Consider the following 25,536-nt stretch of genomic DNA (forward strand, 5'->3'; position numbering starts at 1 on the left):
CTATATCCAGCTAGGTCGGAACATTTCTCCCGGATCCAAAAAAATCCGGGAGCATCGTTGGCCGCCGATCAGAAGCGGGTCGATATGCCGAAGTTGAATTCCTGCACGTCGTCGCTCGCTTCCTTCTTGACCGGGATCGCATAGTCGATACGGATCGGACCGAACGGCGAGGCCCACATTAGGCCGACGCCGACCGAAGCGCGCAATTTCATGCCGGTCGAGTCCTGATCGACCAGTGTCTGATCAGCAATCTTGTTGCCGTAGAGCGTTGCAGCGTCGGCGAAGACCGCGCCACGCAGGCCGAAGCTCTCGGGAACGACCGGCAGCGGGAACTGGGCCTCGGCAGAGGCGTTGAAATAGGTCGTGCCGCCCAGATGGTCGCCAACACCGGAGGAGTCGACCGGACCGATGCCGCCATAGGCAAAGCCGCGGATCATGCGGTCGGTACTCTGGAACTGATCGAAGATGCGCAGACCACCTTCGTTGCCGTAACCCTCGACGTGGCCAGCGCCACCTGAAATGAGGCCGACAAGGTCGAGCTGTTCGGACAGAGTCTGATAGACGCTGCCGCGACCGGTGATCTTCACGAACTTGGCATCGCCGCCGAGACCCGCGACCTCCACCGTCGTGTTGGCATAGATACCCTCATGCGGGTTCTTCATGTCGTCGATGGTGTTGTAGACCAATCCCAGGCTGACCGAAGACTTGATCCAGGGGCTTTCTGCGATGCCATCCAGGATGGCTGGCGAAATCGTACAGGCGCCGTCTGGGTCTCCGACACTGGTAGGACCGCAACTGTCGTCGACCTTATACTTCTCCTGAGAGATATTATACGCCAGCTGGGTCGTGATGCTGTTGGTGATCGGCAGCCCGAAGCGAACCGTCGCACCTACGGTATCGCTGTCATAGTTGTCGTTGTATTGCCTCGTCGACTTGTAGATGTCGAAGCCGGCGGCGATGCGCCGTCCGAGGAAATACGGCTCGGTAAATGACACGCTGTAGTCGCGCGAATTCTTGCCGCCGCCCGCCGACAGCTTGATGAACTGGCCGCGGCCGAGGAAGTTGCGCTCGGTGATCGATCCTTCGACGGACGGGCCTGCCGAGTCACCGCCGGTCGAATAGCCGGCGCCAACGGAGAATTCACCCGTCGACTTTTCGACCACGTCGACCACAAGCACGACCTGATCGGGCTGCGAGCCGGGCACCGTCGAGATTTCGACTTTGTCAAAATAATTCAGGTCTTCCAGGCGTTTCTTCGCGCGCTGGATGAGCACCTGGTTAAACGCATCGCCTTCGCTGACATCGAATTCGCGGCGGATGACATAGTCACGCGTGCGGTCATTGCCGCGGATCTCGATGCGCTCGATATAGGCCTTGGTGCCCTGGTCGACCGTATAGACCACCGAAATCGTATGGTTCTCGAAATTGCGATCGCCGCGCGGCGTTACCTGCGCGAAGGCATAGCCTGAACCGGCCACCTTCTCGGTGAGAGCGATGATGGAGTCCTCGACATCCTTGGCGTTGTAGACATCGCCCTTGTGGGTCTCGACCACCGATTCTAGCGACTTGGAGTCGACTTCCGGGATCGTGCTTTCGACGCTGATATCGCCGAAATTGTAGCGCTCGCCTTCCTGGACGGTGATGGTGACCGTGTATTTGTTCGTCGCATTGTCGAGTTCGCCGACGGCCGACACGACCTGGAAATCGGCGTAGCCGTGGTTGTAATAGAAGCGGCGCAGCAGCTCCTGGTCGGCGCGCAGCTTGTCCTCGTCATAGACGTCGTCGCGCAGGATGAACGACACCCAGGACGAACGCTTGGTGTTGATCACGTCCGACAGACGGCGGCTCGAATAGGCGCTGTTGCCGACGAAATTGATCGCCGCGATCTGCGTACGGTCGCCTTCGGTGATGTGGAACACCACGTTCACGCGGTTGTCGCCGAGTTCCATGATCTGCGTGGTCACGCCTGCATCATCGCGGCCTATGCGCCTATAAGCGGCTTTCACGGCCTCGACGTCGGAATCGAGCGTCGCCTGCGAGAATGTGCCACGCGGCTTCAGCTGGACCGCCGCCTGGAGCGCGTTGTCCTTGAGCTTCTTGTTGCCCTGGAACAGCACCTGGTTGACGACCTTGTATTCGGCAACCTTGACCACCAGCGTCGAGCCGACCTGATTGATCTGCACGTCCGAGAACAGGCCAGTGCCAAACAGCGCCTTGACGGCCGCGTCCACATCGGAACTGGAGAAGGCCTTGCCGGGCTTGATGGTGATGTAGTTGCGGATGGTATCGGCGTCGACACGCTGGTTGCCGCTCACCTCGACCCTGCTGACGACAGCGGCTTCAGCCGCCGATGTGGCAACGAATTGTACTGCGAGCGCACCTGGCACGACCAGAGCGGCGGACAGTGCCGCCGCTGACGCGGCGCTCAGAAACTTGGATGCTGCCTTCATCGGGCTTAATAACCTTTTCTCGTAGTCCCCACGGCGAGAAAACCGGACGTGCGGTAATTTCCCCTACCGTATTAACCGGATTTTCCCTACACGCAAGGCTTCTGGTTAATTTGTATTTACTTAACCCTGGTGCGTGGCTTTCGCGTCACTCATATCCCCGTGCATGGTAAACGGCGTCTCAACATCGACCATGCCAAAGCCAAATTTCTTCATGATTTCAGCACCCAAACAGATCGTTCCAGAATACGAAACCCATGAAGCACAAGACCAGGAGCAGACCGGCCCGATAGGCCATTTCCATCATCCGTTCCGACACCGGCCGGCGAATGACGGCCTCCACCCCGTAGAACAACAGATGGCCGCCGTCGAGGGGGGGAATCGGCAAAAGGTTTAGAATACCTATGCCAACGGAGAGCAGCGCGACGAGCTGCACGAGCCATTCGAAACCGAGTTTCGCCGCCTTGCCGGCCATGTCCGCGATCTTGACGGGACCGCCCAATTGGCACTTGTCCTCGCGCCCGACGGCGAAACGCTGCAAGAACTGGCCGGTGCGTTCGATGACGTGGCCCGTTTCCTCAACTGCCGCCGCAACCGCCCCGACCGGTGTGTAGGTGATGAGACGCGGCTGACCGAGTTCCTTGTTGTTGACAACGCCGATCACTGCGACCTTGACCTTGTTGCCGAGCGCGTCTTGCTGCTCCATCAACTGCGGCGTCGCGGTCACCGTGATTTCCTTGCCGCCGCGCAGCATGACAAAGGTGATGGTATCGCCGGCGCGGCCCGAGACCAGCCGCTGCACATCGCCAAAGGTTTCGACCTTGCTGCCGTCGACACTGACGAATCGATCGCCAGGCTGGATGCCGGCCTTTGCCGCCGGACTGTCCGCTGTGACTTCCGCCACCATGGGCTCTGCGACATAACGCCCATAGGACGCAAACAGCACGGAGAAGACGACGATCGCCAGAAGGAAATTGAACAGGGGTCCAGCCACCACGGTCGCCGCACGCTTCCAGATGGCCTGGGTGTGGAAGGCAACCTTGCGCTCCTCGTCGGTCAGCGTTTCGAGCTCTTGCGAGGTGGGCTGGCTGGAGGTGGCGTTCATGTCGCCGACAAATTTGACATAGCCGCCAAGCGGTATGGCGCAAAGCTTCCAGCGCGTGCCATGCCGGTCGTTGAAGCCGATGAGTTCGGGACCGAAGCCGATCGAGAAGGCCCTGACCCCGATGCCGCACCAGCGACCGACGAGGTAGTGGCCCATCTCGTGGACGAACACGACCACGGTCAGCACGAAGAGAAACGGCACGAGCGTGCCGAGAAAAAAGCCTTCGGTGGAGAAAATCGCGTGAAGAATCCCGTTCAACTCATGCCCTCAAATTCTTCCGCTGTCGCGGTGACTGTGACATCAATCCAGGCGAATCCAAGGCACGCCCGCACCAGATCGTGAAACGACACCGTTCAAATCGGAAATAGCCCCTGCGCCGGATGATCGGCGCCCGCCGAAATCCAGCCAATGACGTATAGGGCAAGAGCCGCCGCGACAAGCCCGTCGACACGGTCCATGACACCGCCATGGCCTGGAATGAGCACGCCCGAATCCTTGCGGCCATGCCGCCGCTTGACCCAGGATTCGAACAGGTCTCCAGCCTGAGCGATAATCGAAAGCACAAGCGCCACGAGGCCAAGCAAGGCCAGATTGCCGGCACCGGCGGCTGCTGCCAGCACAACCCCGGCGACAGCGCCGCCAACCGCGCCGCCGACCGCGCCGCTGCGCGTCTTGCCGGGCGAAATCGACGGCGCCAGCTTGGGACCACCGACGGCGCGCCCGACGAAATAGGCAAAAATGTCGGTCGCCCAGACGACCGCGAACAGGAACAGGATGGCGACGAGGCCCGGATGGTCGCCATCACGCAACAACGCAAGCGACAGGCCGGACACGCTGGCATAGGCAAGACCGCTTGCCTCCCACTGCCCGGCCTTGCGAACCAGGGCGGCAGTCGCCGTAACGGCGATCAGAATCGCGACGAGCAGCACCAGCCACGATGCGGCAAGCCCGGCAATCAAGGCACCGATGAAAACGACGACCAGCGCTTCGGGCAGGAAGCCCAGCCCATTGGCCGCGGCTGGCCGCGACATGCGTGTCCACTCATAGAAGATCATCGCCGACATGGCCGCGCACAGCAGTCGGAATGGCAGGCCACCAAGCCAGGTCAGGCCGAGGGCGATGACGGCAAGCACGACCGCTGAAATGACGCGGAGCTGAAGGTTGCTCATCCCGCGGCCGGTCGCGAAGCGACGTCTTGCGGGCCCACTCCGCCGAAACGGCGCTCGCGGCCGGCAAACTCGCGCAACGCCTCGGCAAGGTGTTCGCGGCTGAAGTCAGGCCAATAGCAAGGCAGGAAGACGAGCTCGCTGTAAGCGGCCTGCCACAAGAGGAAGTTGGACAGGCGAAGCTCGCCGCTGGTGCGTATGACCAGTTCCGGATCGGGAATGCCTTGCGTGTCGAGACAGCCGGCAAAGCTCTCTGCTGTGATCGATTCGGCGTCGATTTCGCCGCGCGCCGCGGCCAAGGCAAGCTTGCGCGCCGTGCGGACGATCTCGTCGCGCCCGCCATAGTTGAAGGCGATCACCAGCGTCAGGGACTCGTTACGCGCGGTCAGCGATTCGGCCTCTTCGAGCAACCCTCGGATGTCGGCCTGCAGCCCTGCCCTGTCGCCGATGATCCTGACCCGCACGCCGCTCTGGTGCAGTTCGGCGAGATCACGGCGGATGAACAGCTTCAACAGTCCCATCAGGTCGCTGACCTCGGCCTTCGGCCGCGACCAGTTTTCCGACGAGAACGCATAGACGGTCAGGTAGGAGATGCCGAGATCGGGCGCCGCGCGCACCGTTTTGCGCAATGCCTCGACGCCGGCGCGATGACCGGCAAGCCTCGGCATGCCGCGCGCCTTGGCCCAGCGTCCATTTCCATCCATGATGATCGCGACATGCGCGGGCGTTGTCATGATCTCGCTTTCGGGTCAGCCGGCCGCCAACCCTAAACCTGCATGATTTCAGCTTCCTTGTCGGAAAGCAGATGATCGATGGTGCTGATCGTTTCGTCTGTAAGCTTCTGGACCTGATCCGAACGCTTGCGCTGATCATCCTCGCTGATAGCGCCGTCCTTCTCGGCCTTCTTCAGGAAGTCCATGCCGTCGCGGCGCACATGGCGCGCGGCGACACGCGCATTCTCGGCATAGCCGTGCGAGATCTTGACCAGTTCCTTGCGGCGCTGCTCGTTGAGCTCCGGCAGCGGAATCCTCAGATTGGTGCCGTCGACGATGGGATTGAAGCCCAGGTTGGATTCGCGGATGGCGCGGTCGACGGCGCCGACCATCGACTTGTCCCAGATCGACACCGAGATCATGCGCGGCTCCGGCACCGTGACGTTGGCCACCTGGTTGATCGGCATGGTGGTGCCATAGGCCTGCACCTGGATGGCATCGAGCAGATTGCTGGAGGCGCGGCCGGTCCGCAGCGAAGCCAAATCATGCTTGAACGCGGCGATTGCCCCATCCATGCGCCGCTTGAGATCGTCGTACTCACCACTCATCTTAGTCTCCTCGACCCGTCTGCCGCGGGTTCACTGCCTCGGGGCAAGGCCCCGTTCGAGCCTGATTTTCGAAAAGCCGGTCTCCCTTTCCAGGGATCAGGCTCCGGATCAACCGTCCGCGACGACCGTGCAGCGGCCGCCGCCCCTCAGAATATCGCCGAAACCACCTTTTTCGTGGATCGAATAGACGATTATCGGAATGTTGTTTTCGCGCGCAAGTGCAATCGCAGCCGTATCCATGATGGAAAGGCCTCGATTTATGACTTCGGCATGGCTGATGCGCTCGAAACGCGTCGCATTCGGATCCTTTTTTGGGTCGGCCGAATAGACGCCATCGACCTGCGTGCCCTTGAACAGCGCATCGGCGCCGATTTCGGCCGCGCGCAGCGCCGCCGCCGAATCAGTGGTGAAGAACGGATTGCCGGTGCCGCCGGCAAAGATCACCACCTTGCCCTGGTTCATGTAGGCGGTGGCCTGGCGCTGCGAAAAGCTTTCGCACAACTCCGGCATGGCGATCGCGGACAGCACCACGGCGTCGACGCCGATCTTGTTCAGCGAGGTGCGCAGCGCCAGCGAGTTGATGACCGTGGCAAGCATGCCCATGTGGTCGCCGGTAACGCGGTCTCCGCCCTTGGAGGCGACAGCCACACCACGGAAGATATTGCCGCCGCCGATGACGACGCCGACCTCGATGCCAAGCGCTCGGGCCTCGGCGATGTCAGCGGCGATGCGATCCACGACGGAGACATCGATGCCGAAATGCTGTTCGCCCATCAACGCTTCGCCCGACGCTTTCAGCAAGACACGTCGGTAGAGGGGCTTCACCGTCATCTGGTCCTCGTCATTTTTCATGTGGTCGCGCCTGGGCTGGCCGCCCTCGCGCAGGCGCCGCGCCCGAACATTGGCATGATGCCGAGTTCCGATACACGAAGGGCGCCGCGATGTCACGCGGCGCCCGACCGGCAAATTGGTGGCAAGCTGCGGGATCGATCAGTCGGTCGACACGCTGGCCGGCTCGCCCTCGACAAGCACCGGCGTTGCGTAGCCGGAGGGCTTGTCGCCGGTTGCCGCACCACCGGTGACGCGCGCCTGTATCAGCGATCCGAAATAGGAATAGGGGAACGGCGCCGGCGTTCTGCTGACCGCATCCAGCCGGTCGCGAAGCCCTAGCGGAATCTCGAAATCCAGCGCGCCAAGATTGTCCTTGATCTGGGCAAGCGTCGTCGCACCGAGGATGACCGTGGCGATCCCCGGCTGCGTCGCCACCCAGTTGAGCGCGACCTGCGGCATGCTGCGGCCGAGTTCGGACGCGACCTTTTCGAGTTCGGCCACGATGGACCAGTTGCGCTCCGTGAATTTCTGGAATCCCGGATGAGCCGAATTGCGGAAACCGTCGAGCCGGCCGGCATTTCCGGCCTGGGCCGGCCGATACTTGCCGCTGAGCAGCCCACTGACGAGCGGGCTCCAGACCATGATGCCGGCGCCATGGCGCGTGCCGAAAGGCACGAACTCGTTCTCGATCGAGCGCTCGGCCAGGGAGTATTCGAGCTGCAGGGCCGAAACCGGCTCATACCCGCGCAGCTCGGCGATCGCCTGTGCCCGTCCCGCATACCAGGCCGGCACATCGGACAGGCCGACATGGCGAATTTTCCCCGCGCGCACGAGATCGTCCAGCGAGCGCATGACCTCCTCGGCCGGCGTCAGCCTGTCCCACACATGCATGAGATAGAGATCTATATAGTCGGTGCCCAGCCGCTTCAGCGAGGCATCGACCGCCCGCATGATGTTCTTGCGGCCGTTGCCGCCGGCATTCGGATTGCCCGGCTGCATGTTCATGGTGAACTTGCTGGCGATTACCGCGGTGTCGCGCAAGCCCCGCTCGGCGATGAATTCGCCAAGCCAGGCTTCGGCCGTGCCACCGGTGTAGAGGTCCGCCGTGTCGAAGAAATTGCCGCCCGCCTCGACATAGGCGTCGAACATCGCGCGGGCTGTCTCCCTGTCAGCTCCCCAGCCCCATTCCTTGCCGAAAGTCATCGTGCCGAGCGCCAGCCGGCTGACCCTGAGGCCGCTATTGCCGAGGGTGTAATAGGTCATGGTCATGATCGTTTTCCAATACTTGTTGGTGAAAGCTGTGGCCTCACAGGCCTGGGGTCGCCTTGACCCAAGGATTGCCGCGCTCATGCGTCATGCGGAACGTGAAGCCGTCGACTTTCCAGCCGGAGGAGGAGCGCGTCAGGTGATGCTCATAGGTGCCCCAGACTTCCCAAAGCGGGTCGCCATTGCCTTCCATCCGGTTCCAGGCATAGCCATTCGAACAGACGGTCGCCGTGTCCGCCTTGAGAACGACCTGGTGATTGGTGCGCAAATGCAGGCTCCTCTTCGAGCCCTTGAGATTGCCGGCCCAGGTGCCTCTCAGCTCGTCGGAGGCGATGTTGGCCGCAGGCTGCCCGGACAGGCTGCTGAAATCAGCGATAACCCGATCCGCGAAGTGGCTGCGCGCCAGTTTCCAGTCCTGCGCGTCCACGGCGCGGTCGATGGCGTCCGCAATGCGGATGACCGCGCGTTCGTCCGCGAGCGCCTGCCAGCCGGAAGGTTCGGCCCCGCCGGCATCGATCGGCGCCAGCGCCATGCCTGCCGCGAACGTTACGTGCTTCAATGCATTCATGTCTCTTCTCCTTGATGCCATCGGCCGATTGCCGATGTGTGGGGGCGCCGACCTGTTGGCGACAATGTGGATCACCGCGTCGGCATCGATAAGATTGCATTGTCTGCAAACACCATGCGATATCGTGCATGAATGGATCGGGATCTCCTCACGCATCTGCCTGTCATCGTGGCCGTTGCCCGGCGTGGCGGCTTCGCGCTTGCCGCCGCCGAACTTGGCATGAGCCCGTCAGCGGTCAGCCATGCGGTGCGGCTGGTCGAGGAGCGCATCGGCCAGCCCTTGTTCGCGCGCACGACGCGCAGCGTCTCACTGACCGAAGCCGGCAAGGCGCTGGTGGAGACCGCGGCTCCTGCCCTTCAGGATATTGGCGAGCGGATCGATCGAATCCGCAGCGTCAAGGGCAGGCCCTCCGGCCTGCTCAGGATCAACGCCTCCACCATCGCGATTCCATTGGCGGTGACGCCTGTCGTCGCGGCGATGGCCGAGCGCTATCCGGACGTTACGGTGGAGATTTTCGCCGATCCGGGGCTGGTCGACATCGTCGGCGAAGGCTTTGACGCCGGCATCCGGCTGGGCGAGATGATCGCGCAGGACATGGTGGCCGTGCGGCTCACGCCTCCGTTCAAAACCGTCATCGTCGCTTCTCCCGCCTATATCGGGCGCCGCGGCCGTCCGCGCAGCGTCGCCGATCTCGCCAACCACAATTGCATCGGCTACCGGCTTGTCCGCTCCGGTGCCCTCTATCGCTGGGATTTGACCGAAGACGGCAAGGATGTCGTGATGAAGACCGGCGGTACGGTCGTTGTCACGGATTCGCTCGCGGCGATTGACCTGGCGCTAGCCGGAGTGGGCCTTGCCTATATGTTCGAACCGCTGGCGCGCGCCGATCTTGCGGCCGGCCGCCTGGTGCAGGTCCTGCCGCAATCGGCAATCGAGGAACCCGGCCTTTTCCTCTATTTCCCGCGCCGTGCGGCGATGGCGCCGAAACTACGGGCCTTTATCGACACCGCACAAGAAATCGGCCGGACATCCCTGCGGACATCCGGCCGAAAAACGCTTTCGGCATAAAGCGGTAGGAAGTTTACTTCTTGACCGCCGCCGCGACTTCCGCCGCGAAGTCGGTCTCTTCCTTCTCGATGCCCTCGCCGAGCGCGAAGCGCAAATAGGCCGTGATCTTGGCCGGCGCGCCGATTTCCTTCTCGGCATCCTTCAGCGCCTTCTCGACGGTGATGTCGGGATTGAGCACGAAGGCCTGCTTCAAGAGCACGACTTCCTCGTAGAACTTGCGCATGCGGCCCTCGACCATCTTTTCGATGATCGCTTCCGGCTTGCCGGACTGGCGCGCCTGATCGGAGAAGATCGCCTTCTCACGCTCGACCGCTGCCGGATCGATCTGCTCCGCCGTCAACGCCATCGGGTTGGTGGCGGCGACATGCATGGCGACCTGACGGCCGAAAGCATTGGCGGCATGCTCGTTGCCGGTGGTTTCGATCGCAACCAGCACGCCGAGCTTGCCGAGGCCGTCGGCGACCGCGTTGTGGACATAGGTCGCAACCGCGCCGTGCGGAACCGTCAGCTTGGCCGAGCGGCGGAAGCCCAGATTCTCGCCAATGGTGCCGACCGCATCCTTGATGGTGTCGGTGACCGACTTGTCCGAACCCGGATACTTCGCGGCAGCCACGGCTTCCGTCGTGCCGTAGGCGAGAGCAACCTTGGCAACGTTGGCGACGATCTCCTGGAACGCGGCGTTGCGGGCGACGAAGTCGGTCTCGGAATTGACCTCGACGACGGCAGCTTCGCGCACGCCGGCATCGACGCCGATCAGCCCCTCGGCCGCGGTGCGGCCGGCCTTCTTGTCAGCCTTGGAAATGCCCTTCTTGCGCAGCCAGTCGACGGCTTCTTCCATGTTGCCGTTGGTCTCGTTCAACGCCGCCTTGCAGTCCATCATGCCCGCGCCGGTCAAGTCGCGGAGTTCTTTGACCTGTGCAGCCGAAATGCTCATTGTCGCCTCTTTGTTTTAAATGCACCGACGCACCACCGCTACTCGATGATGCGTCCGTTTAGCGTGCCAAAATATTAGAAAGATGAAGGCCGGAACCGGCCCTCGCCGTTTTACGCCTGAGGGGTCTCGGTCGACGGAGCCGGATCGAGCGCCGGCTCGACTGGGGCTTCGACCGAAGCGCCGATATCGACGCCGAGCGCGCCCTGCTGACGGGCGATGCCGTCGATCGCAGCCTTGGCGATCAGGTCGCAATAGAGCTGGATGGCGCGGGCCGCGTCGTCATTGCCAGGGATCGGGAAGTCGATCTTGTCCGGATCGCAGTTCGAATCGATGATGGCGACGACCGGGATGCCGAGACGCTTGGCCTCGAGGATGGCGATCGCTTCCTTGTTGGTGTCGATCACGAACATCAGGTCAGGCGTCGAGCCCATGTCCTTGATGCCGCCCAGAGCCTTGTCGAGCTTCTCGCGCTCGCGGTCGAGGTTCAGGCGCTCCTTCTTGGTGAGGCCCTGGGCCTCGCCGGCCAGCATCTCGTCGAGCTTGCGCAGGCGCTGGATCGAATTCGAGATCGTCTTCCAGTTGGTCAGCATGCCGCCGAGCCAACGCGAATTGACATAGTACTGGGCCGAACGCTGCGCCGCATCGGCGACGATGTCGGACGCCTGGCGCTTGGTGCCGACGAACAGCACGCGGCCGCCCTTGGCAACGGTGTCGGAAACCTGCTTCAGCGCCTGGTGCAGCAAAGGCACCGTCTGCGAGAGGTCGATGATGTGGATGTTGTTGCGGGCGCCGTAGATGTAGGGCGCCATTTTCGGGTTCCAGCGGTGGGTCTGGTGGCCGAAGTGAATGCCAGCTTCCAAAAGCTGGCGCATGCTGAAATCAGGCAGAGCCATTCTCATTTTCCTTTCCGGTTAGCCTCCACGGACACAGGCATTTTTGGACGATGTCCTCTAACGCCACCGGAGGTTTCAGCCGGATTTCTCCCGGGCAGACACCAAAGTCCGTGTGTGGAATGAGCGCGCATATAGAGGGGAAGCGCGACAAACGCAAGCGGGGCGGCGTTTTACCGCTCAACGTGCGGCAATCAGCGCTCCGGTGCCGATCATCGCGCTGCCGGCAAACCGGTTCATCAGCCGCATGCGCTTCGGTGTCCTGAACCAGCTAGACGCCCGGCCGGCAAGCGCCGCATAGACCCCCATGGTCAGGATATTGACGCTGATGACGGTGGCCACCACCAGCAGGCCGTCGACAAATGTCAGCGTGTCGAGGTTGAGGATCAGCGGCATGATCGAGGCGTGGAACAGGATCGCCTTGGGGTTGCCCAGCGCAATGGACGCGCCAAGGAAAAAAGACCGGGACAATCTCGCCTCGGCCGTCCGCGGCCCATTCGATTGCGCGGTCGAGGCGCGCCACATCCTGATGCCGAGAAAGATCAGGTAGGCGGCGCCGGCATATTTCAGCAGGAGAAAGATCCATTCGAAGGTTTGCGCCAGCGCCACCAGGCCGAGCAGCGCCAGGGTGACCAGCACGGCATCGCCGGCGGCGACCCCGACGCCGGCCATGAAGGCACGCAGGAAACCGCGCGACACACCATTGGAGATGACCGTGAACATAGCAGGCCCAGGCGTGGCGGCAGCGAGTGTGACGGCGGCGCAATAGGCGAGAAATGCTGTTGGTGTCATCGTTTGGCCTTTCCATTGGGCACCCGCACCCGCCGGAAGATCGCGACGATCTCCTCGCGGCTGCATTCGATGGCGCCGAGCCGCACCGCGCGGTCGCGCTCCAAGCCGGTTATGTCATAATGCGGAGCCGATGTCTTGGGCGGCCCCTGGTAGGATGAACGCTTGACGCCAAGCGCGGCGGCGAAACGATGCAGTTCGTCAGTGTCGTCGGCCATCAGGTGGCACCAGCGATGGCCGGCCCATTTCCAGATCGCCGCATCGACGTAGACCGCCATCAAGCCCGCCGCGACCAGTTCAATTGCGCAACCCTGCTATTTCGAGACCGGGCAAGGCTTGGTCTGGTCGAACAGCGACAGGTTGACCAGCTTGCCGGTCATCGAGAAGTCGCCATAGTCCATGGTGAGATCGCGGGTGATGCCGTTGTCGTGCAGCTTGAAGCTGATCCGGTATTCCGGCACTTCTTCGCCGTTCTGGGCGCTGTCGTCGAAATAGGCGATGTCGACCGGCCAGTATTTGTCGGTGGCGAGCTTGGCCAGCGCCGGAGCCTCCGGATCGGCCTTGTCGGCTTCGGTCTTCTTGCCGACGACGACGGTGGTCGCCATTACCTTGTTGGCGTCCTCCGACCCGTCGAACAGGTTCGTCTGGTAGAAATTCTCGCCTTTTTCGGCCTTGCCGATCAGTTCGACCAAATGCTGGGTCGGAAACTGGGTCGCGGCGAGTTCCAGACTGCTCTTCTCGGGCTTGTCGATATCGACCTTGAGCCCCTTCTGATCTTTCGTGGCGATACCCTTGACCTCTTTGTCGAGGTTCTGGTCGACAAAGGATTTGGTCACAAATGAGAAGGTCTTGCCTTCGGCATCCTCGAAAGTCGTCGTCTGCTGGTCGGTCAATCGCGTATTGTCGTTGGTGACGATCTGGGTGACGAACCGGAATTTCACCGTATAGCCTTCGCAGGCCGAACCGTTGAATTCGTAGACCATGCGACCGGATATGCCTGTTATGCCGGAGCGGTCTGAGGCCTTTTTGAGGGTAAGGTCATACACGGCGCGATGCGCCTGCAGCGCCGGTACGGCGAAGGCGGGAACTATCGGGAACACCGCCGACAACAGAACGGCATGGAATGCAAGGCGCGCTGCGCGCATGGGGTACTCCGATCGTCGCGGCTGATGGCAGGCCGCAGGGAAAGATGGTCCAGCTTAAAAAAAGTCGTGGCGGAAGCGAGGCAAAAATAGCAATTTCGGCCCCGCCAGCGCGGCGCCTTCCAGCAATAGGGAAAAGCAATGAGTGAAACAATCGAAAAGCGGCTAAGCGATCTCGGCGTGACGCTTCCTGTCGCCGCCGCACCTGCCGCCAACTACGTCCCCTATTGCAGGTCGGGCACTCTGCTGTTCACCGCCGGGCAATTGCCGCTCAAGGACGGCAAGCTGCAGGCGAGCGGCCTGCTCGGCCGCGACGTCGACACGGCAGGCGGCAAGGACGCGGCGAAATACTGCGCGATCAACATTCTGGCGCAGGCCAAGGCCGCGCTCGGCGACCTGGAGAAGATCCGCCGGCTGGTGAAGATCACCGTCTTCGTTGCCTCTGCCCCCGACTTTGTCGAGCAGCATCTGGTTGCCAACGGCGCTTCCGATTTCCTGGTCGCCGCCCTTGGCGAGCGCGGCAAGCATGCCCGCTCCGCCGTCGGCACTGCCTCCCTGCCGCTTAATGCCGCAGTGGAAATCGAAGCCATCTTCGAAGTCGAATGAACGAAGGCCTGACATGACCGACCTATCCTGGCTGACTGCCCGGCCCGTTGCCCATCGCGGCTTCCACGACATGAACAAGACGCGCTGGGAAAACACGCTATCCGCCTTCACCGCCGCGGCCGAACGCGGCTACGCCATCGAATGCGACGTGCATCTGTCGTCTGATGGCGTTCCCATCATCATCCATGATGGCGACCTGAAAAGGCTGACCGGAGAGGACGGTTTCGTCTGGCAGCGCAGCGCGGCCGAACTGACCGCGCTCAGGGTTGGCGGCACATCCGACCGTGTGCCGACGCTGCAGGAAGCGCTCGACCTCGTCGACGGCCGCGTGCCCATGGTCGTCGAGCTGAAAGGGGTTCCAGGCCGCGACGAAGGCCTGGTGGCGCGCGTCGGCAAAATGCTCAAGCGCTACAAGGGCAAGGCGGCGATCATGTCGTTCGATCACTGGCTGATCCGCGATTTCCCGAAACATGCAGCCGGCATTCCCGCTGGCCTGACCGCCTACGGCAAGGACCTCAAGCTGATCGAGGCGCATTTTTCCATGCTGGCGCATGAGCTATCCTTCACCTCCTACGCCGCCGGCGACCTGCCGAACCCGTTCGTCAGCTTCGTGCGTGAAAAGCTCAAAATGCCTGTCATCACCTGGACGGTGCATGATCAGCCAGCGATCGACTTGACCTTCAAATATGCCGATCAGATGACATTCGAAGGGTTCGAACCCGAGCTGGTCAAGGTCGCTTGAGCGGGGTGTCTGAAATGTGACTTGTAGCGGCCCGGATGGAGCTTAAATAAGCCTCATGGATCAGGGCGACGATGGCGACGGGCAAACTGCAAATGCGGATTATTCGATCCGTATCGCCGCAGGCATCGGCGCGTTCACCTGCGATGAGTGGAACGGCTTTGCCGGCACCACGCGCGGCGATGCGGAAAATGGTTATAACCCGCTCGTTTCATTCGCTTTTTTAAGCGCGCTGGAAGATTCCGGCTGCGCCGTGCGACGCACCGGCTGGCAGGGGCATCATTTGCGGCTGGAGACCGCGCAAGGCAGGCTGCTGGGCGCCGTCCCCTGCTATCTCAAATCGCACAGCCAGGGCGAATATGTGTTCGACCACGGCTGGTCTGACGCCTTCGAGCGCGCCGGCGGCCGCTATTATCCAAAACTGCAATGCGCCGTGCCGTTCACGCCGGTCACCGGTCCTCGCCTGCTGGTCGGCAAGGGCGAGGATCCGGATGCGGTGAAGGCCGGGCTTGCCGCTGGCCTCAAAATGGTGACCGACAAGCTCGGCGTGTCCTCGGCGCATGTCACCTTCGCGCGGGAGAGCGATGTCGCAACGCTCGAGGCCGCCGGTTTCCTGCACCGCACAGACCAGCAATTCCACTTCTTCAACGAAGGCTTTTCGACCTATGACGACTTTCTCGCCACGCTTGCCTCGCGCAAGCGCAAGGCGATGAAGAAGGAACGGCGCGAGGCGCTCGCCGATGGCATCACCATCGACTGGCTGACCGGCAAGGACCTGACGGAAAAGGCGTGGGACAACTTCTTCGCCTTCTACATGGACACCGGCAGCCGCAAATGGGGCCGCCCCTATCTGAACCGCCAGTTCTTCTCGCTGATCGGCGAACGCATGGCCGACGACATCCTGCTGGTGATGGCCAGGCGAAACGGGCGCTACATTGCCGGCGCCATCAATTTCATCGGCTCCGACGCGCTCTACGGCCGCAACTGGGGCTGCATCGAGGATCACCCCTTCCTGCATTTCGAGGTCTGTTATCACCAGGCCATCGACTTCGCCATCGAACGCAAGCTGAAGGTGGTCGAGGCGGGCGCCCAGGGGGAGCACAAGCTGGCGCGCGGCTACCGGCCGGTAACGATGCATTCGGCCCACTACATTTCGCATCCCGGCTTGCGCAATGCGGTGGCCGACTATCTCCAGCGCGAGCGGCGCGAGGTGGAGCGGATGAGCGGCTATCTCGAAGAACACACGCCGTTTCGCAAGGATCTCGAGGAGTAGCAGGCCTTCTGGCATGGCCGATCTCGCCCGATCGCCCGTCCCATCGTCTTGCCGGTCCGGGACAGCTTCGCTACACGGGACGCGAGGCACAATCCGGAGTGTTCGCCATGGCTGAAACCGCCTATGAGACCGACAACATCTTCGCCAAGATCCTGCGCGGAGAAATTCCCTCGCACCGCGTCTACGAAGACGATGCCGTCGTCGCCTTCATGGATGTGATGCCGCAAGGGCCCGGCCATACCCTGGTGGTGCCAAAAGCCCCGTCGCGCAATCTGCTCGACGCCAACCCGTCGACCTTCGGCCCGCTCTTCAACGTCGTCCAGAAAGTGGCGCGGGCAGTCAAGAAGGCGCATAATGCCGACGGCGTTACCATCCTGCAGTTCAACGAGCCGGCCTCCGGCCAGACCGTCTATCACCTGCACGTCCATGTCATTCCGCGTTTCGACGGCATCCCGTTGAAGCCGCATAGCGGCGTGATGGAGAAACCCGAAGTGCTTGCCGGGAATGCCGAGAAAATACGGGCGGCGCTGGGAAGCTGAGCCGCAACTCGTTTCGCGGGCAGGAGAAAGTCTAGCTGGCGGCTCGAGCCAACCGCTCGATCGCGCCCGGCTGGGCGCCATCACGCAGGCGCCGGCGGATCGCTTGGGCGCACTGTTCAGGGCTGAGGACCGAGGTGTCGACCTCAAGATCGTACACGCCCGGCCGATGCACCGCTTCCTGCCACAGACGCACGGGCAAAGGGGTGGCATCGCCCGAAGAGCCGGTGACATACCCCCTGCCCGCCTCGCTGGCGGCTCGCCTTTCCATGATGATTTCAATCGGACAGAGAACGCCGACAAACAGCACCGGCAGGCCGGCGAGACGGCGCGCGCAATCGGCCAGGCAATCGAGCGGCCTCGAATAGGCATCGTGATGGCCGACATCCGTCACGACGTTCAGCCCCAGCCGACTATGCGCCGCGATCGATTCGTAAAGGGCGGCATAAAGGCGTGGCACGAACACTTCGAGGTCGGGGCGTTCGCCGCCGGGTCGCAGCCCTATTCCCGGGCGAAGTCGCGGCGGTATGATCTGGGCATAGCTGTCGACGCCCAGATTCATCCATGCGCCATCGAAGCTTTCCTGAATGGCGCGAGCGATGCTCGATTTTCCCGACCGCGGCGCGCCGTTGAGGATGACGATCTGGCCGGGCATAGCCACCCCATTGCTCAAAATGAAAAAGCCCCGTTGCCGGGGCTTTTTCGGGTGCGTGCCGATCAGCCCTTGCGGGGCAGTTGCGGGACCAAGCTGCGCTTGCCGCCATCCTTGCCCTTGGGCTCCGGCTTCTGCGCCACGACCTTCTTGGCGGCTGGCTTCTTGGCCGCGGCCTTGCGCGGCTTCGGCGCGTCTTCCGGCTCTTCCTTCTTCGGCTTGACAGGCGCCTCGTCGGCCAGCGATTCGAGCTTCAGGCCGGTCTCGCCGGTTTCCTTCTTCTCGACGGTGACGCGCACCGTGCCGCCCTTCTTGAGCTTGCCGAACAGCACCTCGTCAGCCAGCGGCTTCTTGATGTGCTCCTGGATCACACGGCCGAGCGGCCGCGCGCCCATGCGCTCGTCATAGCCCTTGTCGGCCAGCCAGGCGATCGCATCCGGCGACAGGTCGAAGGTGACGCCACGCTCGGAGAGCTGTGCCTCGAGCTGCATGACGAACTTCTGCACCACCTGATGGATGACGGGAACCGGCAGCGAACCGAACGGGATGATCGCATCGAGACGGTTGCGGAACTCCGGCGTGAACAGCCGGTTGATCGCCTCGACATCGTCGCCTTCGCGCTTGGTCGATCCGAAACCGATCGCCGCGCGCTGCGCATCGGATGCGCCCGCATTGGTGGTCATGATCAGGATGACATTGCGGAAGTCGATCTGCTTGCCGTTGTGGTCGGTCAGCTTGCCGTGGTCCATCACCTGCAACAGGATGTTGAACAGGTCCGGATGCGCCTTCTCGACCTCGTCGAGCAGCAGCACGCAGTGCGGATGCTGGTCGACGCCGTCGGTGAGCAGGCCGCCCTGGTCGAAGCCGACATAGCCGGGAGGCGCGCCGATCAACCGCGAAACGGTGTGGCGTTCCATATATTCCGACATGTCGAAGCGGATCAGCTCGACGCCGAGCGAGGCAGCGAGTTGCTTGGCCACTTCCGTCTTGCCGACGCCGGTCGGACCCGAGAACAGATACGAGCCGATCGGCTTTTCCGGTTCGCGCAGGCCGGCACGGGCCAGCTTGATCGCCGAGGTCAGCGCCGTGATGGCGGTGTCCTGACCATAGACGACGCGCTTCAGCTCGATATCGAGGCCCTGCAGCACCTTCTCGTCATCGGCCGAAACCGTCTTCGGCGGGATGCGCGCCATGGTGGCGATCGTTGCTTCGATCTCCTTGATGCCGATGGTCTTCTTGCGCTTGGCTTCCGGCACCAGCATCTGCGAGGCACCGGTCTCGTCGATCACGTCGATCGCCTTGTCCGGCAGCTTGCGGTCGTTGATGTAGCGCGCCGACAACTCGACCGAGGCCTTGATCGCTTCGCTCGTGTAGCGGACCTTGTGGAACTCCTCGAAGTAGGGCTTCAGGCCCTTCATGATCTCGATGGCATCCTCGATGGTCGGTTCGTTGACGTCGATCTTCTGGAAGCGCCGCACCAGAGCACGGTCCTTCTCGAAGAACTGGCGGAACTCCTTGTAGGTGGTCGAGCCGATGCAGCGGATCGCACCCGACGACAGAGCCGGCTTCAACAGGTTCGACGCGTCCATGGCGCCGCCCGAGGTGGCCCCTGCTCCGATCACCGTATGGATCTCGTCGATGAACAGCACCGCGCCCGGATAATCCTCGAGCTCCTTGACGACCTGCTTCAGCCGTTCCTCGAAATCGCCGCGGTAGCGCGTGCCGGCCAGCAACGTGCCCATGTCGAGAGCGAAGATGGTGGCGTTGTGCAGCACTTCGGGAACGTCGCCCTCGACGATGCGCTTGGCCAGACCTTCGGCGATCGCCGTCTTGCCGACCCCCGGGTCGCCGACATAGAGCGGGTTGTTCTTGGAGCGGCGGCACAGCACCTGGATGGTGCGGTTGATCTCCGACTCGCGACCGATCAGCGGATCGATCTTGCCGGCCTTGGCCTTGTTGTTGAGGTTGACGCAATAAGCGGTCAGCGCATCCTGCTGCTGCTTTTTCTTGCCGCCTTCCTCCTGCGGCTCGGCGCCGTTCTGGCCGCCCTGCTCGTCATCGGCACCGCGCGGCGAGCGCGTCTCCGATGCGCCCGGACGCTTGGCGATGCCGTGCGAGATGTAGTTGACAGCGTCGTAGCGCGTCATCTGCTGTTCCTGCAGGAAATAGGCGGCGTGGCTTTCGCGCTCGGCGAAGATGGCGACGAGCACGTTGGCGCCCGACACTTCCTCGCGGCCGGACGACTGCACATGGATCACCGCGCGCTGGATGACGCGCTGGAAGCCGGCGGTCGGCTTGGAATCCTCGTCGTAGCCGGTGACCAGATTGTCGAGCTCGGTGTCGATATAGGTCAGAACAGTGTGCTTCAGCTCGTCGAGATCGACGTTGCAGGCGCGCATGACGGCGGCCGCCTCGGTGTCGTCGATCAACGCGAGCAGCAGATGTTCAAGGGTTGCGTATTCATGGTGCCGCTCATTGGCGAGCGTCAGCGCCTGGTGAAGCGCCTTTTCCAGGCCTTGGGAGAAAGCCGGCATGTTACCTCACTTCTTCTCCATCACGCATTGCAGCGGATGCTGATTCTGTCGGGCGAAATCCATGACCTGAGACACTTTGGTCTCGGCCACCTCGAATGTATAGACCCCGCACTCGCCCACTCCATGATTGTGAACATGAAGCATGATGCGTGTGGCGGCTTCGCGGTCCTTCTGGAAAAAACGCTCCAGCACGTGAACCACGAACTCCATTGGAGTGTAGTCGTCGTTGAGGATGAGGACCCGATAAAGGCTGGGCTTCTTGGTCTTGGTTTTGGTGCGCGTGATGACGGCCGTCCCGCGGCCGGCCTCATTGCCGTCGCCGCCGCCGTTTTGCATCCGCGCCACTTGTCTCATGGCAGTCAAACCGATCGTCACGTAATCCTGCCTCTGTCGAATCCCCATGCGAGTTCAACATGTAGGTGTTCGATGGAGGATTTTAAGCCCTTCTGGTTAGCTGACAATATGGCTAGGTGACCAAACTTGGCGGATTTTCGCAATCGTGAAGCGCCACGCCGCCGCAAACCGGAAATTAGCACGAAAAAACCCGGCCGCGTTTCCGCGACCGGGTTTCGCCCCGGCCCAAAGGGGGCCGGATCTGAAACTATCGGGCGAAATTACTTCGCCTTGGCAACGATCGATTCGAACGGCTTGTAGGCTTCCTTGGCGAGTTCGGCGTAGAGATCGCCGATCTTGGTGGCCTCGGCGACGAACGCCTCGTAGGACTGCTTGGCGTAGTCGGACTGGATCTCGATCGCCTTGTCCAGCGACTTGGCCGAAAACAGCTTCTCGAAAGCGGCGCTGCCGGCTTCGAAGCTCTTCTTGGTGTATTCACCCGCTTCGGTGGCGATCGCCTGAGCGCCCTTGGAGAGCGAAGCGAAGCTCTTCAAACCGGTGTCGGCGAATTCCTTACCATATTTGCTGAAGTCCTCATAGGTCTGGGTCATTTCACGATTCCCTTGACGGTTGAGGCGTCCTTCTTCGGGGCGCCCTTGTGCAATGCACTAGAGTATATTGTGCGCCGCACAAAAGTCAATATTTCGCCGGCGAGCGGCGCCGCCTGCGCAGGCAATGGCTAAAAATCAAATAAAGTGCGTTTCAAGCCCGAAGAAAATGGTGAACGCGGCGGTTACCATAAACGGATTGGTAACGCTGCCCCGTTAGCTTGGCTGAAAGTGAGGCAGGACCCTTTGCCGCCTCCAACGCAACGAAGAATTCAAGGGAAATATCAGTGCGTAAGGCGTTGTTGGGCATCGTTTCCAAATCCACCTCCCCCCTCAAAGCGATGATGGTCTTCGCCCTGGCGATGACGTTCGTGTGCGCCGACGTTGCCTCCTCGCTGGCAGCGCGGCCGGCCGCCATCGTCGTGGACGCCAAGACGGGCAAGGTGCTCTACTCCGCGGATGCCAACGGCAGGCGCTATCCGGCGTCGCTGACCAAGATGATGACGCTTTATCTGACCTTCGAAGCGATGGCGAAGGGCAAGATCAGCAGGAACACGCCTGTCGTGTTTTCCGCCAAGGCCTCCGCCGAAGCGCCGACGAAACTCGGCGTGAAGCCGGGCGGTTCGGTCTCGGTCGAAACCGCGATCCTGTCGATCGTTACCAAGTCCGCGAACGACTCGGCCACCGCACTTGGTGAAATGATTGGCGGCGATGAAACCACTTTTGCCCGCATGATGACCGCCAAGGCGCGGCAGCTCGGCATGAACGGCACGGTCTTCCGCAACGCCAACGGCCTGCCCGACCCCGGCCAGTTCACCACCGCGCGCGACATGGCGACGCTCGGCATCGCGCTCAGGGAGCATTTTCCCCAGTATTATGGCTACTTCTCGCAGCGTTCCTTTCTCTATGGCCGCCAGCGCATCAACGGCCACAACCGTCTGCTCGGACGCATCAAGGGCGTCGACGGCATCAAGACCGGCTACACCCGTGCCTCCGGCTTCAACCTCGTCTCATCCGTGGCCGACGGCAACCGTCGCCTCGTCGCCGTTGTCATGGGCGGCACGTCGGGCGGCAGCCGCGACAACCAGATGGCATCGTTGATCAACACCTACCTGCCGAGGGCCTCGACCCGCGGCGGCGGCGGCGACCTGGTCGCCAAGGCCGACAGCAGCAACCCGATCAAGGCCCTTGCCAAGGTTCTCCTGCCCAAGCACGACGCGCCGACCCCGGACGAGAAGCCGGTCGCGGTGGCCAGCGCCGATGACGCCGTCGCCGACGACGCAACGGTTGCCGAGGATGACACCGCCGACAGCAATGCCCAGGCCGAAGCGCCCACGCTGGTCGCCCCGGCAAAGAAAGTGAAGACGGTCATCGTCTCCGCCCCCAAGGTCGCCACGGCGCAGGTCGTGGCCGCCTATGCCGAGCCGACGCAGGCCGCCGAGCCGGCGTCAAGCGTCGATCCGGTCAACACCGCTTCGGTGCCGTCGGGCTGGGCCATCCAAGTCGCCTCTTCACCGAAGCAGTCGGAAGCCCAGGCCGTCCTCGACAAGACCAGCAGGCAGGCACCAAAAGCGCTGGCGGATGCTTCCGGCTTCACCGTCGCGTTCGACAAGGACGGCGTCACCTACTACCGCGCCCGTTTCGGCGGCTTTGGCTCGAAAGACGCCGCCTGGAAGGCCTGTACCGCTTTGAAGAAGAAGAAAATCGAGTGCTACGCCGTCCAGCAGTAGGGCGGCGTGGAAGCATCTCCCGGAAAATTTTTTGCGTCGAAGGAGACTAGTTGTGATTGGAGAGCAAGACGTCCTTGGCTTCGTTGATTCGCGCCGCCAGGAAAGACGTGCCGCCGATATCGGGGTGCAGGCGCTGCATCAGGCGGCGGTGCGCCTTGCGGACATCCGCCGCGGCGGCCCCCGCTTCAAGACCAAGGACCTTGTAGGCCTCCTCCTTAGTCATGGCGCCCGGACCTGGCGCAACACCCAGCCCTTCGCCACCGTTCGTCTCAGTGTTTTTGCGCCAGACGGGAAATCTGCCGTCAAGATACGTCTCTAGCAGCTGGCGGCTCTCCGCATCGGCGGAGAGTTCGCGGTAGAGATGCTGCAACTCCGCAAGGCCCATAGCGCCAAGCATCTTGCCGTCATGGCGGCCGGCCAGAACCAGCCCTTCGAGGCCGCCGGTATCGTGATCCATCTCCATTTCGAGCGCTGCCGTCCGCACCGTTGAGCGTTTTCCCGGCGCCGGCCTGGCATCAGGCCGGTTCGTGCGCGTGGCGGCATACCAGCCGATCGCCACGAACAGCATGATGCTGCCGATTCCGCTTCGGCCGACCAGAAGCACGGCGGTGCCTACCAGCGCCAGCAGGATCGGTCCCAGTGTTCTCATGCCGGTTGCCAGCCGGGCCGGATCGGCCCGCAGGAAGGCCGAGGCTATGCCCAGGAGCACCAGCAGCAATGCGACCAGACCGATAATTGCTGTTAACATTTCCCACCGCCCCGCAGATGCCCTGTCCGCCTGGACAGCCGCGTGATGTCATCCAACACTTTTTCTGCGCCGGAATGATGGCTTTCACCTGGACAGGACGAGAACCGCCACGCGGGCTGGCTCTCCAGCCCATTGGCCCTTGTCGGCTTCGTCAGCTTTTCATTGCGCATGAATTTCAAGATGTGGCGTTGTCGCGCCGCTTGCAAGTCCAGTGCGAAGCAAGATGGAGGGCCAGAAAAGCCCGCGCCAAAACAGGCAGCGCCTGCGTGCGACGGCCTACAGCAAGCCGAGATCGGCAAGCTCGCGCCTGAGTTTCGGCGGCATCTCGACCAGTCCCGCCTTGCCTTTGCCGAGATCAGGTGGTGCATCCGACGGTTTCAAATAGCGCCAACCCTGGAAGGCCCGGCGCGGCTGCCAGTCGGTGCGCACGACATGCGGATCAAGCATCAGGTGGCAGCGACCGATGCCCTCGTCGTCAATGAACGGCCGGATCTCGGTGATCAGCTGCCGGCATTGCACATTGCCCTTGATCACCCAGTAGAGCGAACCGCCATCGGTGATCTCGGCGCCACGCGTGGGCACCATGCGGGTGGTGTGCCAGTGTTCGGCCGGCTCGCCGGCCCGGCGCCGTTCGTCGAGACGGAACTCGATCCATTCCTCGAGATCCTCGACGCTGTCGCAGCCGACGCACAGTTTTAGGAGATTGAGTGCCATTCGCTAAGGTTAGTCCGGAGCGCCGGGACGTCAACGGCATGAAGGGGCTTCTCCACAGTGGCCAGCGTTGCTCAGCACTCCACGACATTGACGGCGAGACCGCCGAGGCTGGTTTCCTTGTACTTCTCGTTCATGTCGAGACCGGTCTGGCGCATGGTCTCGATCGCCGCGTCGAGCGGCACGAAATGGACGCCGTCGCCCTTGATCGCCAGCGACGCGGCCGTCACCGCCTTGACCGCGCCGAGCGCATTGCGCTCGATGCACGGCACCTGGACCAGCCCGCCGACCGGATCGCAAGTCATGCCGAGATGGTGTTCGAGCGCGATTTCGGCGGCATTCTCGACCTGCTCGGGCGTGCCGCCCATGACGGCGCACAGGCCGGCCGCGGCCATCGCCGAGGCGGATCCGACCTCGCCCTGGCAGCCGACCTCGGCGCCCGAGATCGACGCATTGGTCTTGATGATGCCGCCGACAGCGGCAGCCGTCAGCAGGAAGTCGCGAATGCTGGGCTGGTCGGCCTCGGGATGGAAATGCAGCCAGTAGCGCAGCACTGCCGGCAGCGTGCCGGCCGCCCCGTTGGTCGGTGCGGTGACGACGCGGCCGCCGGCGGCATTCTCCTCGTTGACCGCCATGGCGTAGATCGACAGCCAGTCATTGGCGAGCAGCGGATTTGGACGATTCTGCTGCCACTGTTCCTGCAGCTTGTCGTGCAACTGCCGGGCCCGGCGCCGCACCTTCAGCCCGCCCGGCATGATGCCGTCCTGCGACAGGCCACGGTCGATACAGCTCTTCATCGCCCCCCAGATGGCGTCGAGGCCGGCGTCAAGGTCCTCGCGCGACATCTGCGTTTCCTCGTTGACGCGCTTCATCTCGGCGATGGAAAGCCCGCTCTTGGCCGCCATCTTGAGCATCTCGACGGCGTTCTTGAAGGGATAAGGCACTTTCTTGCCTTCCGATGTCACCGACCCCTTGGCCTTCATGCGCTGCAGCTCTTCTTCCGACACCACGAAGCCGCCGCCGATCGAATAGTAGATGCGCTTGAGCAGCAGGCGTCCGCCGGCGTCATAGGCATGGAACGCCATGCCGTTGGCGTGGCCGGCAAGCGGTGTCTTGCGGTCGAGCACCAGATCCGTGGCCGGGTCGAAATGATAGGACGGGTGATCTGGCGGTGAAATCATCTTGTCGGCGGTGATGCGGCCGATGATGCCGTCGGCCTGGTCCGGATCGACCGTCTGCGGGGTCTGGCCGGCAAGGCCGAGGATGACGGCGCGGTCGCTGCCATGGCCGATGCCCGTATAGGCGAGCGAGCCATGCAGGCTGGCGCCGATGCGGGCGACCTTGGCGCCGGCGGGCCGCGGCCAGTCGTCGCCCGCGACCTCGTCGAGAAACCGCCGCGCGGCCGTCATCGGCCCCATCGTGTGCGAGCTCGAGGGGCCGATACCGATCTTGAACAGGTCGAAAACCGAAAGGAACACGCTGTCTCCTGGAGTCGCGTCGAGGACTCTACATATAGGAATTCCAAGGAATGTTTCCGCT

26 protein-coding genes are annotated in these 25,536 nt (G+C 62.5%); 6 read left to right on the forward strand and 20 right to left on the reverse strand.

Annotated features, from left to right (window positions below):
* Positions 1 to 68 precede the first annotated feature (68 nt).
* From bamA to CK227_RS23645, 8 genes are all read right to left on the reverse strand, one after another.
* Positions 69 to 2,450: an outer membrane protein assembly factor BamA gene (gene bamA / locus CK227_RS23610; RefSeq protein WP_095774340.1), complete on the reverse strand. Its 2,382-nt coding sequence runs from the start codon at positions 2,448 to 2,450 to the stop codon at positions 69 to 71.
* A gap of 217 nt (positions 2,451 to 2,667) precedes the next feature.
* Entirely contained in the window at positions 2,668 to 3,810 is a 1,143-nt protein-coding gene (gene rseP, locus CK227_RS23615) for an RIP metalloprotease RseP (protein ID WP_095774339.1), read from the reverse strand.
* A gap of 95 nt (positions 3,811 to 3,905) precedes the next feature.
* Positions 3,906 to 4,721, reverse strand: a complete 816-nt coding sequence (locus CK227_RS23620; RefSeq protein ID WP_095774338.1) for a phosphatidate cytidylyltransferase — start codon at positions 4,719 to 4,721, stop codon at positions 3,906 to 3,908.
* The gene (locus CK227_RS23625) at positions 4,718 to 5,452 is read right to left on the reverse strand and encodes an isoprenyl transferase (protein ID WP_095774337.1); all 735 of its coding nucleotides are present in this window, start codon (positions 5,450 to 5,452) and stop codon (positions 4,718 to 4,720) included. The genes CK227_RS23620 and CK227_RS23625 overlap by 4 nt, the downstream gene beginning before the upstream one ends.
* A gap of 32 nt (positions 5,453 to 5,484) precedes the next feature.
* A complete protein-coding gene (gene frr / locus CK227_RS23630) occupies positions 5,485 to 6,039 on the reverse strand; it encodes a ribosome recycling factor (RefSeq protein WP_095200157.1) in 555 nt (184 codons plus the stop codon).
* Positions 6,040 to 6,147: 108 nt separating this feature from the next.
* Positions 6,148 to 6,870, reverse strand: a complete 723-nt coding sequence (pyrH, locus tag CK227_RS23635; RefSeq protein ID WP_095774470.1) for a UMP kinase — start codon at positions 6,868 to 6,870, stop codon at positions 6,148 to 6,150.
* 159 nt (positions 6,871 to 7,029) lie between these two features.
* On the reverse strand, positions 7,030 to 8,139 hold the full coding sequence (locus tag CK227_RS23640) for an aldo/keto reductase (RefSeq protein ID WP_095774336.1): 1,110 nt from the start codon (positions 8,137 to 8,139) through the stop codon (positions 7,030 to 7,032).
* Positions 8,140 to 8,176: 37 nt separating this feature from the next.
* Complete coding sequence (locus CK227_RS23645; RefSeq protein WP_095774335.1) at positions 8,177 to 8,704, reverse strand: nuclear transport factor 2 family protein; 528 nt, start codon at positions 8,702 to 8,704, stop codon at positions 8,177 to 8,179.
* A 132-nt stretch (positions 8,705 to 8,836) separates the two neighbouring features.
* On the opposite strand from CK227_RS23645, the gene CK227_RS23650 reads away from it, so the two are divergent.
* Entirely contained in the window at positions 8,837 to 9,772 is a 936-nt protein-coding gene (locus tag CK227_RS23650; protein ID WP_095774334.1) for a LysR family transcriptional regulator, read from the forward strand.
* A gap of 13 nt (positions 9,773 to 9,785) precedes the next feature.
* Here the strand turns inward: CK227_RS23650 and tsf are convergent, their stop codons facing one another.
* The 5 genes from tsf to CK227_RS23675 form a co-directional block, all read right to left on the reverse strand.
* Positions 9,786 to 10,706: a translation elongation factor Ts gene (gene tsf / locus CK227_RS23655; protein ID WP_010909555.1), complete on the reverse strand. Its 921-nt coding sequence runs from the start codon at positions 10,704 to 10,706 to the stop codon at positions 9,786 to 9,788.
* A 110-nt stretch (positions 10,707 to 10,816) separates the two neighbouring features.
* A complete protein-coding gene (gene rpsB, locus CK227_RS23660; protein WP_019858207.1) occupies positions 10,817 to 11,599 on the reverse strand; it encodes a 30S ribosomal protein S2 in 783 nt (260 codons plus the stop codon).
* Positions 11,600 to 11,776: 177 nt separating this feature from the next.
* On the reverse strand, positions 11,777 to 12,388 hold the full coding sequence (locus tag CK227_RS23665; protein ID WP_095774333.1) for a LysE family translocator: 612 nt from the start codon (positions 12,386 to 12,388) through the stop codon (positions 11,777 to 11,779).
* Positions 12,385 to 12,663, reverse strand: coding sequence for a DUF4031 domain-containing protein (locus CK227_RS23670; protein WP_095774332.1), 279 nt, complete (start codon positions 12,661 to 12,663; stop codon positions 12,385 to 12,387). Before CK227_RS23670 ends, CK227_RS23665 begins: the two co-directional genes overlap by 4 nt.
* A 36-nt stretch (positions 12,664 to 12,699) precedes the next feature.
* Entirely contained in the window at positions 12,700 to 13,530 is an 831-nt protein-coding gene (locus tag CK227_RS23675) for a cell envelope integrity EipB family protein (protein ID WP_095774331.1), read from the reverse strand.
* 138 nt (positions 13,531 to 13,668) lie between these two features.
* Here CK227_RS23675 and CK227_RS23680 point away from each other — a divergent pair, with 138 nt between their 5' ends.
* The 4 genes from CK227_RS23680 (at position 13,669) to CK227_RS23695 (ending at position 16,684) form a co-directional block, all read left to right on the forward strand.
* Entirely contained in the window at positions 13,669 to 14,133 is a 465-nt protein-coding gene (locus CK227_RS23680) for a RidA family protein (protein ID WP_095774330.1), read from the forward strand.
* A 13-nt stretch (positions 14,134 to 14,146) separates the two neighbouring features.
* A complete protein-coding gene (locus CK227_RS23685) occupies positions 14,147 to 14,875 on the forward strand; it encodes a glycerophosphodiester phosphodiesterase (protein WP_095774329.1) in 729 nt (242 codons plus the stop codon).
* 55 nt (positions 14,876 to 14,930) lie between these two features.
* Positions 14,931 to 16,145, forward strand: a complete 1,215-nt coding sequence (locus tag CK227_RS23690) for a GNAT family N-acetyltransferase (protein WP_095774328.1) — start codon at positions 14,931 to 14,933, stop codon at positions 16,143 to 16,145.
* Positions 16,146 to 16,252: 107 nt separating this feature from the next.
* Positions 16,253 to 16,684: an HIT family protein gene (locus CK227_RS23695; RefSeq protein ID WP_095774469.1), complete on the forward strand. Its 432-nt coding sequence runs from the start codon at positions 16,253 to 16,255 to the stop codon at positions 16,682 to 16,684.
* A 31-nt stretch (positions 16,685 to 16,715) separates the two neighbouring features.
* Here the strand turns inward: CK227_RS23695 and CK227_RS23700 are convergent, their stop codons facing one another.
* From CK227_RS23700 to CK227_RS23715, 4 genes are all read right to left on the reverse strand, one after another.
* Positions 16,716 to 17,336 (reverse strand): chloramphenicol phosphotransferase, encoded by a 621-nt coding sequence (locus CK227_RS23700; RefSeq protein ID WP_095774327.1) that lies wholly within the window; start codon positions 17,334 to 17,336, stop codon positions 16,716 to 16,718.
* A gap of 62 nt (positions 17,337 to 17,398) precedes the next feature.
* Positions 17,399 to 19,867 carry an ATP-dependent Clp protease ATP-binding subunit ClpA gene (gene clpA, locus CK227_RS23705; protein WP_095774326.1) on the reverse strand — a complete coding sequence of 823 codons (2,469 nt, stop codon included), beginning with the start codon at positions 19,865 to 19,867 and terminating at the stop codon, positions 17,399 to 17,401.
* Positions 19,868 to 19,873: 6 nt separating this feature from the next.
* Positions 19,874 to 20,203: an ATP-dependent Clp protease adapter ClpS gene (gene clpS / locus CK227_RS23710; protein ID WP_010909565.1), complete on the reverse strand. Its 330-nt coding sequence runs from the start codon at positions 20,201 to 20,203 to the stop codon at positions 19,874 to 19,876.
* Positions 20,204 to 20,481: 278 nt separating this feature from the next.
* Positions 20,482 to 20,811, reverse strand: coding sequence for a phasin family protein (locus tag CK227_RS23715; protein ID WP_095774324.1), 330 nt, complete (start codon positions 20,809 to 20,811; stop codon positions 20,482 to 20,484).
* A gap of 284 nt (positions 20,812 to 21,095) precedes the next feature.
* On the opposite strand from CK227_RS23715, the gene CK227_RS23720 reads away from it, so the two are divergent.
* Positions 21,096 to 22,538: a D-alanyl-D-alanine carboxypeptidase gene (locus CK227_RS23720; protein WP_095774323.1), complete on the forward strand. Its 1,443-nt coding sequence runs from the start codon at positions 21,096 to 21,098 to the stop codon at positions 22,536 to 22,538.
* 46 nt (positions 22,539 to 22,584) lie between these two features.
* Here the strand turns inward: CK227_RS23720 and CK227_RS23725 are convergent, their stop codons facing one another.
* From CK227_RS23725 to CK227_RS23735, 3 genes are all read right to left on the reverse strand, one after another.
* Positions 22,585 to 23,286: a DnaJ domain-containing protein gene (locus CK227_RS23725; protein WP_095774322.1), complete on the reverse strand. Its 702-nt coding sequence runs from the start codon at positions 23,284 to 23,286 to the stop codon at positions 22,585 to 22,587.
* Positions 23,287 to 23,562: 276 nt separating this feature from the next.
* Positions 23,563 to 24,000: a DUF1489 family protein gene (locus tag CK227_RS23730; protein ID WP_095774321.1), complete on the reverse strand. Its 438-nt coding sequence runs from the start codon at positions 23,998 to 24,000 to the stop codon at positions 23,563 to 23,565.
* A gap of 71 nt (positions 24,001 to 24,071) precedes the next feature.
* A complete protein-coding gene (locus CK227_RS23735) occupies positions 24,072 to 25,475 on the reverse strand; it encodes an L-serine ammonia-lyase (RefSeq protein WP_095774320.1) in 1,404 nt (467 codons plus the stop codon).
* Between the last annotated feature and the right edge of the window lie 61 nt (positions 25,476 to 25,536).

This window comes from Mesorhizobium sp. WSM4308 (assembly GCF_002294905.1).
Classification (GTDB): Bacteria; Pseudomonadota; Alphaproteobacteria; order Rhizobiales; family Rhizobiaceae; genus Mesorhizobium.